General features: G+C 64.7%; 10 protein-coding genes (1 of these 10 only partly in view). 2 read left to right on the top strand and 8 right to left on the bottom strand.

The annotated features are described in order from the left end of the window. The 5 genes from EXV95_RS14545 to EXV95_RS14565 form a co-directional block, all read right to left on the bottom strand. On the bottom strand, positions 1–1,590 hold the 5' portion of the coding sequence (locus tag EXV95_RS14545) for a potassium transporter Kup (RefSeq protein WP_121421466.1). Its footprint begins 279 nt before the window's first position; 1,590 of the gene's 1,869 nt are visible here — the first part of the coding sequence; it begins with the start codon at positions 1,588–1,590; its stop codon lies off the left edge, out of view. A 197-nt stretch (positions 1,591–1,787) separates the two neighbouring features. Then, a complete protein-coding gene (gshA, locus tag EXV95_RS14550; RefSeq protein WP_055395416.1) occupies positions 1,788–3,083 on the bottom strand; it encodes a glutamate--cysteine ligase in 1,296 nt (431 codons plus the stop codon). A gap of 103 nt (positions 3,084–3,186) precedes the next feature. After that, positions 3,187–4,653, bottom strand: a complete 1,467-nt coding sequence (locus EXV95_RS14555; RefSeq protein ID WP_176887387.1) for a TrkH family potassium uptake protein — start codon at positions 4,651–4,653, stop codon at positions 3,187–3,189. A 27-nt stretch (positions 4,654–4,680) separates the two neighbouring features. Then, positions 4,681–6,135, bottom strand: coding sequence for a Trk system potassium transporter TrkA (gene trkA, locus EXV95_RS14560; protein ID WP_176887388.1), 1,455 nt, complete (start codon positions 6,133–6,135; stop codon positions 4,681–4,683). Between the two features lie 60 nt (positions 6,136–6,195). Further along, the gene (locus tag EXV95_RS14565) at positions 6,196–7,476 is read right to left on the bottom strand and encodes a glutamate-5-semialdehyde dehydrogenase (RefSeq protein WP_176887389.1); all 1,281 of its coding nucleotides are present in this window, start codon (positions 7,474–7,476) and stop codon (positions 6,196–6,198) included. A gap of 65 nt (positions 7,477–7,541) precedes the next feature. Between EXV95_RS14565 and EXV95_RS14570 the strand changes: the two genes are divergently transcribed. After that, the gene (locus EXV95_RS14570; RefSeq protein ID WP_176887390.1) at positions 7,542–7,826 is read left to right on the top strand and encodes a hypothetical protein; all 285 of its coding nucleotides are present in this window, start codon (positions 7,542–7,544) and stop codon (positions 7,824–7,826) included. A 49-nt stretch (positions 7,827–7,875) separates the two neighbouring features. Here the strand turns inward: EXV95_RS14570 and EXV95_RS14575 are convergent, their stop codons facing one another. Together EXV95_RS14575 and holA are read right to left on the bottom strand one after the other, a co-directional pair. Beyond that, complete coding sequence (locus EXV95_RS14575) at positions 7,876–8,187, bottom strand: putative quinol monooxygenase (protein ID WP_176887391.1); 312 nt, start codon at positions 8,185–8,187, stop codon at positions 7,876–7,878. A gap of 131 nt (positions 8,188–8,318) precedes the next feature. Continuing rightward, positions 8,319–9,374: a DNA polymerase III subunit delta gene (gene holA, locus EXV95_RS14580; protein WP_176887392.1), complete on the bottom strand. Its 1,056-nt coding sequence runs from the start codon at positions 9,372–9,374 to the stop codon at positions 8,319–8,321. Between the two features lie 194 nt (positions 9,375–9,568). Here holA and rocF point away from each other — a divergent pair, with 194 nt between their 5' ends. Further along, the gene (gene rocF, locus EXV95_RS14585) at positions 9,569–10,519 is read left to right on the top strand and encodes an arginase (RefSeq protein ID WP_176887393.1); all 951 of its coding nucleotides are present in this window, start codon (positions 9,569–9,571) and stop codon (positions 10,517–10,519) included. A gap of 96 nt (positions 10,520–10,615) precedes the next feature. Here rocF and lptE read toward each other — a convergent pair whose 3' ends face one another. Further along, positions 10,616–11,113, bottom strand: coding sequence for an LPS assembly lipoprotein LptE (gene lptE, locus EXV95_RS14590; RefSeq protein ID WP_121421473.1), 498 nt, complete (start codon positions 11,111–11,113; stop codon positions 10,616–10,618). Positions 11,114–11,116 lie beyond the last annotated feature (3 nt).

An 11,116-nucleotide genomic window follows, 5' to 3' on the forward strand; every position in this document is an offset into this window, starting at 1 on the left:
GCCCAGCGGTTCAACCTGCAGGCGCTTGTCCAGTCCGATCCATGGCGTCTCGTGGTTGTGCACCGTCACAAAGAGGTTCTGCTGATGCAGCACCTTGTTGTGCTTGAGATTGTGCAAAAGCGCATTGGGCACCGCGCCGGTTTCGGCAGTGAGGAATACTGCGGTGCCATCCACGCGCGTGGGCGGACTGACGAACACCGACTCCAGGAAGTCCTTGAGGTCGATTGCGTCGGCACGCAACTTGTCATTCAGCAAGCGGCGCCCTTCCTTCCACGTCATCATCAACGAGAACACGATGCCCCCAATCAGCAGCGGGAACCAGCCGCCCTGGAACAGCTTGAGCAGGTTGGACGCAAAAAACGCCAGGTCCACCACAAAGAAACAGCCGGTGGCCGCAATACAAAGCGCCAGCGGGTAGCCCCAGCCATAGCGGATTACGAAGAAAGTCAGCGTGGTGGTAATCAGCATGTCCAGCGTCACGGCAATGCCGTAAGCCGCCGCCAGGTTGCTGGACGAGCGGAACATCACCACCGCAAGAACGATGGCGGCGAACAGTCCCCAGTTGACCAGCGGCATGTAGATCTGCCCCGTGTCGCGCACGCTGGTGTGCTGGATATTCAGTCGGGGCAGGTAGCCCAACTGAATCACCTGCTTGGTCACGCTGAAGGCGCCGGTGATGAGGGCTTGTGACGCGATCACCGTGGCCATGGTGGCCAGCACCACCAGCGGGATCAGCGCCCAGTCGGGTGCCATCATGTAGAAGGGGTTCTTCACGGCCTCGGGCTCAGCCAGCAGCAGTGCGCCCTGGCCAAAGTAATTGAGCGTGAGCGCCGGCATGGCCACGCCAAACCAAGCCAGGCGAATGGGCCGCTTGCCAAAGTGGCCCAGATCGGCATACAGGGCCTCGGCACCGGTCACGCACAACACCACCGCACCCAGGATGATGAAGCTGGTGCCCGGGTTGGCCCACATGAACCCGACTGCATGGTGCGGGCTCAACGCCCAGAGGATTTCGGGGTGGCCCACGATGTGAGAGACCCCCAGGAGGGCAATGCTGAAAAACCACACCAGCGTGATGGGCCCGAAGAACTTGCCGATCCCGCTGGTCCCGCGCTTTTGTACGGCAAACAGGCAAAACAGCACGACCAGGGTGATGGGAATCACGTACTGCTTGAAGTGGGGCGAGACCACCTCCAGCCCTTCCACCGCCGACAACACCGAAATGGCCGGGGTGATGACTCCGTCACCATAAAACAGCGAGGTGCCGAAAATGCCCACCGCCAGCAGCACGCCGCGCAGCCGGGGTTTGTCCTTCACGGCCTGCGAAGCCAGGGCCAGCATCGCGATCAGCCCGCCTTCGCCATGGTTGTCGGCGCGCAGCACCAGCACCACGTATTTCAGCGAAACGATGACGGTCAGCGTCCAGAAGAAGATCGAAAGAATGCCGTAGATGTTGTCTTGCGTGAACGGCACATGGCCGGACCCGAACACTTCTTTGACGGCATACAGCACGCTGGTGCCGATATCGCCATACACAACACCGATGGCGCCCAGCGTGAGCGCTGCGAGCGATGACTTGGAGCTTTGCACTGACCGCACCCGACACACAAGGGTCGCCGGGTTCCGTTACTTTTGGGAACGCTATTGTGCGCTTGCGCCCGATCAAGCGCCTGGAGGCCACACCCTATGTTGCAACGCAGCAACTCACCCTTGGCAGTCGTGGGCCGACGTGGCAGGCAGCGTCACTTGGCTGGTGGGAGCGCGCCGTAGGCAATTCAGGGAGGAGGCTAGTCGTACACCTCGGCGTCGGGGTTGGTGGCCTCCAGCTCATAGCTGGCTGCCAGCATCGCCAGGCGGCCCACCACGCCATACATATAGAAGCGGTTGGGCGCACTCACCCCCGGGCGCACGCCAGGCTGGGGCATGTGGGTGCTGTGCTCAAAGGCCAGCGGCACGAAGCTGGCGCCCGGTGCATTGAGGTTTTCGTCCACGCCGCGCTCGGCATGCATGCGGTAGAAACCGCCCACCACATAGCGGTCCATCATGTAGACCACAGGCTCGGCCACGGCCTCGTGCACACGCTCTTGGGTCAACACGCCTTCCTGGATGATGAGGTCGTTGACCGGCTGGCCGTCCTTGATGACGGCCATCTTGTTCTTGGTCTTGCGGTTGACCGCGTCCAGCTCCTTGGCATCGCGCACGGTCATGATGCCCATGCCGTAGGTGCCGTTGTTGGCCTTGACGATGACAAACGGCTTTTCGTTGATGCCGTATTCCTTGTACTTGCGGCGCACCTTGGTCAAAAGCGCATCCACCGTGGTCTGCAGCTTGTCCATGCCTTTGTCTTCGGCAAAGTCCACCTCGTCGCACTGGCTGTACATGGGGTTGATGAGCCAGGGGTCGATGCCCAGCATCTTGCCAAAACGCTTGGCCACCTCTTCGTAGTTCTTGAAGTGGGTGCTCTTGCGACGCACGCTCCAGCCCGCGTGCAGCGGGGGCAGCAGGTACTGCTCGTGGATGTCTTCCAGGATGCCGGGGGCGCCGGCCGAGAGATCGTTGTTGAGCAAGATGGTGCAGGGGTCAAAGTCCTTGAGGCCCAGGCGGCGCTTGGTGCGGACCACGGGCTCCAGCGTCACCGTGTCACCGTTGGGCAGCTCGATCAGCGTGGGCTTCTTGATTTCGGGGCTGATGGAGCCCACGCGCACGTTGAGCCCGGCCATGTTGAAGATGCGCTGCAGCTGCACCACGTTGGCCAGGTAGAACGTATTACGCGTGTGGTTCTCCGGGATGATCAGCAGGTTGCGTGCCTCGGGGCAGATCTTCTCGATGGCAGCCATGGCGGCCTGCACGGCCAGGGGCAGCATCTCCTTGGTGAGGTTGTTCCAGCCGCCGGGGAACAGGTTGGTGTCCACGGGCGCGAGCTTGAAGCCGGCATTGCGGATGTCCACCGAGGTATAGAACGGCGGCGTGTGCTCCATCCATTCCAGCCGGAACCAGCGTTCGATGGCGGGCATCGAGTCGAGAACACGCTGTTCGAGTTCGTTGATCGGCCCAGTCAGGGCCGTGATGAGATGCGGAACCATGGGGAGCCCTCAGAGGAGACGGGAACGATTGCAATCCATTGTAGGGTTGGGGCGTGACCGGGCCTTCGCAAGCCCGCCGGGCGGATTTTTCGGGCAGCCCCGCTCAGCGCCGCCAAAACGCCGGGGTGAGCAAGGCCATGAAGCTCAGAATCTCCAGCCGCCCCAGCAGCATGGCCAGGGAGCACACCCAGATCTGAAAATCGGTCAGCACGGCGTAGTTGGACGCAGGCCCCACGCTGCCCAGGCCCGGTCCCGCACAGTTCACGCTGGCCAACACCACGGAAAAAGCCGTCACCGGGTCCAGATCGGTCAACAGCATGACCATGCTGAGCCCGAAGATGGTGCCGCCATAGACCAGCATGAAGGCCAACACCGAAAAGATCACTCGGTTGTCCACCACGGCATCGCCCAGCCGCACGGGCTGCACCGCGCGCGGATGCACCAGCCGGTTCATCTCGCGGCGCGCCTGCTTGACGAGAATGAGCATGCGCACCATCTTGATCCCGCCGCCCGTCGATCCGGCACTGGTGGCCACGCCCGACAGCAGCAGCATGAACACGGGCGCAAACACCGGCCAGGCGAGGTAGTCCACCGTGGCATAGCCGGTGGTGGTGGCCAGCGACACCAGGTTGAACATGCCGTGGCGCAATGCCTCCAGCGGCGCATACACACCCTTGGCCCACAACAGCAGCGCCACCACCAGCCCGCCGCCGATCAGCGCAAACAGCGTGGCCCGCAGCTCCGGGTCGCGCCAGAAACCACCCCAGTGGCCCTTGCGAAACGCCACGAAGTACAACGCAAAATTGCAGCTGGCCACCAGCATGAAGAAGATGCAGATCGCCTCCAGAAGCGGCGACTGGAAGTAGCCAAAGCTCAGGTCGTGCGAAGACAGCCCGCCCAGGCTCACGGTGGTGAACATGTGCATCAGCGCATCCAATGGCGCCATGCCAGCCGCCCAATAGGCCAGTCCACACAGCAAGGAAAACAGCGCGTACACCCCCCACAACCCCTTGGCCGTACCGGTCATGCGCGGCGTGAGCTTGGTGTCCTTCAGCGGCCCCGCTGCTTCGGCCTTGAACAGCTGGCTGCCCCCCACCCCCAGCAGCGGGAGCACGGCCACGGCCAGGATCAGGATGCCCATGCCACCCATCCACTGCAAAAAGGTGCGCCACACATTCACCGACACCGGCAAGGCATCCAGGCCCGCGAGCACGGTGGAGCCCGTGGTAGTCAGCCCCGACACAGCCTCGAAGTAGGCATGCGTGAACGACAGCGGCTGCCCGGTGTAGTGCCCCGCCAGCATCAGAGGCAGCGCGGCCGAAAGGGGCAGCAGCATCCACACCAGCGAGACCAGCATCACGCCATGGCGCGGTTGCAGCTCTTGCCGAAACAACCGCAGCCGCCACCAAAGCCACGCCCCCGCCAGCATCGTGGCCCCCATGGACAACGGGTACACAAACCAGACACCATCGCCCGTCCACAAAGACACCGCCAGCGGCAGCCCCATGGCCAGCGCAAAGATCATGATCAGGATGCCCAGCACCCGCAAAACGGGAAACATGTCCGTCATGGTGATATCGCCAAGCCTGGGGTCGGGTCAGAAAAAGGTCGCGCTCACGCGGAAGAGCTTTTCCACGTCACGTACCCGCCGCTTGTTGGGCAGGAAGAACACCACATGGTCGTTGCTCTCGATCACCGTCGCGCTGCGCGGGATGATGACCTCGGGCTCGCGTGGGTGGCCCGGGACAGGGTCGGAGGCATCAGGCAGCCCGCGCACGATCAGGCCGATGTGCACGTCGCGCGGCAGCTGCAGCTCGCTGACCTTGCGGCCCACCACGCGCGAGCTTTTGCGGTCGCCGCGCGCCACGATCTCCAGCGCCTCGGCCACGCCACGGCGCAGACTGTGCACGGCCTGCACATCGCCCTGGCGCACATAGGCCAGGAGCTCGCCCAGCATGGCCTGTGCGGGCGACAGCGCAATGTCGATCTGCGTGCCGTGCATCAGGTCGGCATAGCTGCGGCGATTGATGAGCGCCAGCACGCGGCTGGCGCCCATGCGCTTGGCCAGCAGGCACGACATGATGTTGTCCTCGTCATCGTCGGTGAGCGCGAGGAAGAGGTCCACCTCCTCGATGCTTTCATCACCCAGCAGGTCTTCATCGGTGGTATCGCCCTGCAGCACCAGCACGTCCGATGGCAGCGCCGACGCCAGTGCCACGCAGCGCTCGGCATGGTCTTCAATGATCTTGATGTGAAAGCGCCCTGGCGTCTGCGCCAGTTGCCGCGCCAGGCGCAAGCCCACCCCACCGCCGCCCGCAATCATGATGCGGCGCACTGGCTGGGCCTGCTGCGAGGCAGGGCGGTGCAAGGCCGCCAGCACCTGGGCAATGTGCTCATGCGCCGCCAGCACAAACACCTCGTCGCCCGGCTCGATACGGGTGGCGCCGTCGCAGGCGATGAAGCGATCGGGCTCGTCGGCAAAACGGCGGTAGATGGCCACCATGCGCATCGCCATCTCGGGCGCACGCTCGCGCAGCTCGCCAATCGTGGGGCCCACCATGGGCGCGCCGGGCCGGGCCCGGCCCGACACCAGGCAGGCGCGGCCGCCGGCAAACTCGCGCACCTGCATGGCCTCTGGGTATTCGATCAGCTTGCCGATGTAGCGGGTCAGGGACTCTTCGGGGCAGATGATGCGGTCCACGCCAAAGCCATCAGGGCCGGTCAGCCGCTCATCCAGCGTGAATCCGTTGGAACGCACCCGCGCGATGCGCTTGGGGATGTTGAACACCAGCTGCGCCACCTTGCAACACACCAGGTTGGTCTCGTCCTGTGCAGCGCAGGCGATCAGCAGATCCGTGTCCTCGGCGCCCGCCTCGGCCAACACGGCCGGTTCGATGCCATTGCCCACCACACCGCGCAGGTCAAAGCGCGACTCCAGGTCGCGCAGGCGGGCGGCATCGGTGTCGATGACGGTGATGTCATTGCGCTCGGACACCAGGCTGTCTGCCACGCTCTGGCCCACACGGCCTGCGCCGAGGATGATGATTTTCATAAGAAATTGGGCCTTAGCGCTTTACAGGAAAGCGCTAGCAGCTATGAAATAAGGAGCAAATCACCCCCGCACCTCACCCTCGCCCAGCACCACGTACTTGAGTGAGGTCAGCCCTTCGATGCCCACCGGCCCACGCGCATGGAACTTGTCGGTGCTGATGCCGATTTCGGCGCCCAGGCCGTACTCAAAACCATCGGCAAACCGCGTGCTGGCGTTCACCATCACGCTGGCCGAATCCACCTCGCGCAGGAACTGCTGGGCGTGCATGTGGTCACGCGTCAGGATGGCATCGGTGTGGTGGCTCGAATAGTGGTTGATGTGGGCAATGGCCTCGTCCACACCGGCCACCACCTTCACGCTGATGATCGGGGCCAGGTATTCCTCGCTCCAGTCCTGCTCGGTGGCGGGCACGAGTTGGGCACCAGGCACCGAGGCCAGGATGGCCAGCGACTCAGGGCAACCGCGCATCTCCACGCCCTTGGCGGCGTACACAGCGCCGATCTGGGGCAGGAATTCGGCCGCCACGCCGCGCGCCACCAGCAGGCCTTCGCTCGCGTTGCAGGGGCTGTATTTGTTGGTCTTGGCGTTGTCGGCCACCTTCACCGCCATGGCGATGTCGCAGGGGTCGTCCACATAGGTGTGGCAGTTGCCGTCCAGGTGCTTGATCACGGGCACCTTGGCATCGCGGCTGATGCGCTCGATCAGCCCCTTGCCGCCGCGCGGGATGATCACGTCCACAAACTGCGGCATGGCAATCAGCTGGCCCACGGCCTCGCGGTCCGTGGTCTGCACCAACTGCACGCCGTGCTCCGGCAGGCCCGCCTCCGCCAGTGCCTGCTGCACCAGCTTGGCCAGCGCCTTGTTCGAATCAATCGCCTCGGAGCCACCACGCAGGATGCAGGCGTTGCCGCTCTTGATCGACAGCGACGCGGCCTCGATGGTCACATTGGGGCGACTCTCGTAGATCATGCCGAACACGCCAATCGGCACGCGCATCTGGCCCACGCGGATGCCGCTGGGCTGCTGCTTCATGCCCAGGATCTCGCCAATGATGTCGGGCATGGTGGCCAGCTGTTCGCAGCCTTCTGCACAAGTCTCCAGCACCTTGGGGCTGAGCTTGAGGCGGTCCACCATGGGCTCGGCCAGCCCCGCAGCGCTGGCGCGCTCCAGGTCGCGTGCGTTGTCCACCTGCAGCGCGTCCACGTTGTCGCGCAGCAGCCGGGCCAGGGCCTTGAGTGCTTTGTTTTTGATAGCTGCTGGCGCTTTCGCCATCAGCGCAGAGGCCGTTTTTGCCTGGAGACCGAGGGTGTGGGTGTATTCAGCGACGTTGAGGGCGTTCATTGAGCGATTTTGCCGCAGTTGGCTTTACCCTTGCAGCCTTGCCCGACTCACCACCCCGCTTGGCCATGACCGACACCGCCCACACCCAACTCGCCACCCTGTCCCAGGCCCTGCAGGCCTTTGAACGCGGCGACCACACCGCCACCACCCTGAGCACCCTGGCCCGCCAGCAAACCACCCTGCTCGCCGCCCTGCCCCCGCGCTACGGCGAGGTGCTGCTCAACCTGCTGGACCGGCTGGAATCCAGCGCACTGTTTTCAGAGGAAAGCTGCTCGTTCAGCCAGAAGGATCTGGTGGCGAATCTGCAAATGTGGATGGACAAGGCGCGGGGCGTGGTCGGACAGGGATGAGGGCTAAAACGCCTGCACTTGCTACCAACGCAGCCCCGCCCGGAGATCGTCAGGTCGCACCGCCCGGGAACGGCAGCTCGGTCGCGTGAAGCAGCCTCATGTGCGGTCGGCTTGCCGCAAGGGCTCCCATCTGTTTGCCAAACGCCGCAGACGCAGGGACCGCAAAGTGCTGCTTCAGAGCACTTTCGGACTCCCACTCCTCGACAAACACCAGGAGGTTGGGACGATCAGGGTCTTCATAGAACGCATGCGAAATGCAGCCCGGTTCGGCACGGGATCGCTCCACATGCTCTTTGGCGATCTGCCGGGCCTGCTGCATGTGCTGCGGTGCGACTTGCACGCTACCAAAAACGACAATCATCTAGCTCTTCTCCGATGCGCCTGACCCAAGCCGACGCGCTGGGGTCAATGTTTCGCGGGTCCCGGCGAACCGCGTCGTCCAAAAGGACGCCCGAGAATCTTACACAGCGAGGGCGCAACAGGGCGCTGCCATCACCGCGCCGCCTGCGTCAGCCGGCACATCTGAAACGCCAGCCGATGCAGCGCCTGCCAGCCGTCAGTCGGCCAGTCGGGTACCTTCAGCCCTTTCACAATGCCGTCCACCGTGTGGGCCGATTGCAGCAACCTCGCCAGCGCCGCGTCGCTGGCCCTGGGCAGGATGCGTTCATACAGCTTTTCCTTGGCGCCCCACACCCGGTTTTCGCGCAGGGCCATGGGCAGAGGGCGGCCGGCGTTCATGGCGTCTTTCACGCGCTTCAAGGCACGGATGTCTTCGGCCAGCGCCCAGTGCACCAGCACTTCGGCCTCGCCCTCGGCCTGCAGGCCGTCGAGCATGCGCTGCACGCGGGCGGTATGGCCTGAGAGCACAGATTCAGAGAGCTTGAAGACGTCGTAGCGCGCCACGTTGAGCACAGCGGCTTCGACCTGTGCCTGTGTCAGCTCGCCGGGGGGGTGGAGCAATGCGAGCTTCTGGATCTCCTGGTGGGCGGCGAGCAGATTGCCCTCCACCCGGTCGGCAAAAAACTGCAGCGTGCGCTGGCCTTCCTCGCCCGCCACCACGCGCTGGCCCTGGGCGGCCAGGCGCTGGGCGATCCACTGCGGCAGCATGCCGCGCTCGATGGGGTCGATCTGGATCGAGGTGCCGCTGGATTCCAGCGCCGCAAACCATGCGCCCGTGCGTGTGGCCTTGTCAAGGCGCGGCAACATCACCAGCGTGAGCGTGCTGTCGTTGCCCTTGGCGGATTCAGCAATCTGCTGCAGCGCCACGCCACCATCCTTGCCGGGCTTGCCCGAGGGGATGCGGATCTCGACGATCTGCTTGTCGGCAAACAGGCTCAAGCTGCCGCCTGCAGCCAGCACGGCGCTCCAGTCAAAGTGAGCGCCTGCTACCGTGTACGAGGTGCGTTCGGTATAGCCCTGAGCACGGGCCGTGGCGCGGATGGCGTCTGCCGCCTCCTGCTGCAGCAGGGGCTCGTCGCCATGCAACACGTAAAGCGGCGACAGGCCCCGTTGAAGATGCGGTGAGAGTTGGGCCAGGGCGACTTGCATGCGGCAAAGTTTATCGCCTGGGCAGGCCCGGCACTGTGCACATTGCCAGCAAATGCCCTCACAGTGCACAAGAGAGACCGCGAACTAATCAGCTGCAGTGCTATTCACTGGCGCCCAAAGCCCCGAGAATTCCCCCGGGGCGCGTACACGCGCCCGTACCGACATCGACTGCCTTCCCAGAAAGCCCCCGCACCATGCCACCCAACGCCCTGCGCAGCGCCCAGCCCACCAGCCTGATCGGCGCCCCCACCGACATCGGCGCCGGGGCGCGCGGCGCCTCCATGGGGCCCGAGGCCCTGCGCGTGGCGGGCCTGCAGGCAGCGCTGGAGTCGCACGGACTGCAGGTGTTTGACCGGGGCAACTTGAGTGGCCCCGCCAACCCCTGGCAGCCTCCCGTGAACGGTTACCGACACCTGCCCGAGGTGGTGGAGTGGAACCAGCGGGTGTTTGACGCCGTGTATGCCGAGTTGCAACTGGGGCACCTGCCCATCCTGCTGGGTGGCGACCACTGCCTGGGCCTGGGCAGCATCAGCGCCGTGGCCCGCCATTGCGCAGAAATGGGCAAAAAACTGCGGGTGCTGTGGCTGGATGCCCATGCCGACTTCAACACCAGTGCACTCACGCCCAGCGGCAATGTGCATGGCATGCCCGTGGCCTGCCTGTGCGGGTTCGGCCCCGAGGCGCTGACCGGGCTGGCCCGCATGCCGGGCGGTGGCGCGGCGCTCCGCCCGTCGCAGATCCGGCAGATCGGCATCCGCAGCGTGGACGCAGGCGAAAAGCGCTTTGTGCATGAGCAGGGCCTGGAGGTGTTCGACATGCGCTACATCGACGAGGTGGGCATGCGCCAGACCATGCAGCAGGCGCTGGCCGGACTGGATGCACACACCCACCTGCATGTGAGCTTTGATGTGGACTTTCTGGACCCCGACATCGCGCCCGGCGTGGGCACCACGGTGCCGGGAGGCCCCACCTACCGCGAGGCGCAGTTGTGCATGGAGATGATTGCCGACAGCGGGCGCCTGGCCTCGCTGGACATTGTGGAACTCAACCCCGCGCTCGATGTGCGCAACCGCACGGCGGTGCTGGCGGTGGACCTGGTGGAGTCGCTGTTTGGCAAAAGTACGCTCATGCGAACATCCCCCTGAGCGCCTGCGCCTCGCCCATCACGAACGCCCGGCAAGGCGCTGTCGCTGCCTGCTGCTCTGCGCTACCGCCAAGAGGCCACAGCCCCACGCCTGGGCTCAGCGCTTGGCCGCTGCCAGGCGGCGCATAAGCTGCTGCACCAGGTCGGTCCGCATGTTGCGGTAGAGCAGTGCTTCCTCAGCCTCCTTGGCGAGGGCGATGGTCTCGTTGTAGCTGATGTCGCGCTGCTGCAGCAGTTCGGTCTCGGGAATCAGTTCGGCACCTGCCGGGGTACGCAGCCGGAACCTTATGCGCAGGCGCAGCTGCAGTTCGCGCACCTGGCCCGAGGCATTGAGCCCCACCACGGCGCGCTCCTGCTGCTCCTGCAGCAAATCCAGAATGGCATCGGCCGTGGGCATGGCCGCCGGGTCGCGCAGCAGCTGCAGCTTGCCGCCCGAACCCTCCAGCGTGCGCTGCAACTCCCGCGCGAGGGGCGAGCCTGCAGGTGCTGCGATGTAGAGCGAGTCAAACCCGAACTCGGGCACGCCCCGCAGCCGAAATCCGCAAGCGGACAGCAGGGCCACGGGCGCGAGGGAGAGCAGTGTGCGCTTGTTCATGGG

It is taken from the genome of Acidovorax sp. JMULE5 (assembly GCF_013376875.1).
In the GTDB taxonomy this organism is placed as follows: Bacteria; Pseudomonadota; Gammaproteobacteria; order Burkholderiales; family Burkholderiaceae_C; genus Acidovorax; species Acidovorax facilis.

What these genes read in the sequence shown, in the direction of transcription:
- gshA (WP_055395416.1), bottom strand. Translation starts at nt 3,083, where the DNA reads ATGGTTCCGCATCTCATCACGGCCCTGACTGGGCCGATCAACGAACTC.
- EXV95_RS14555 (WP_176887387.1), bottom strand. Translation starts at nt 4,653, where the DNA reads ATGACGGACATGTTTCCCGTTTTGCGGGTGCTGGGCATCCTGATCATG.
- trkA (WP_176887388.1), bottom strand. Translation starts at nt 6,135, where the DNA reads ATGAAAATCATCATCCTCGGCGCAGGCCGTGTGGGCCAGAGCGTGGCA.
- EXV95_RS14565 (WP_176887389.1), bottom strand. Translation starts at nt 7,476, where the DNA reads ATGAACGCCCTCAACGTCGCTGAATACACCCACACCCTCGGTCTCCAG.
- EXV95_RS14570 (WP_176887390.1), top strand. Translation starts at nt 7,542, where the DNA reads ATGACCGACACCGCCCACACCCAACTCGCCACCCTGTCCCAGGCCCTG.
- EXV95_RS14575 (WP_176887391.1), bottom strand. Translation starts at nt 8,187, where the DNA reads ATGATTGTCGTTTTTGGTAGCGTGCAAGTCGCACCGCAGCACATGCAG.
- holA (WP_176887392.1), bottom strand. Translation starts at nt 9,374, where the DNA reads ATGCAAGTCGCCCTGGCCCAACTCTCACCGCATCTTCAACGGGGCCTG.
- rocF (WP_176887393.1), top strand. Translation starts at nt 9,569, where the DNA reads ATGCCACCCAACGCCCTGCGCAGCGCCCAGCCCACCAGCCTGATCGGC.
- lptE (WP_121421473.1), bottom strand. Translation starts at nt 11,113, where the DNA reads ATGAACAAGCGCACACTGCTCTCCCTCGCGCCCGTGGCCCTGCTGTCC.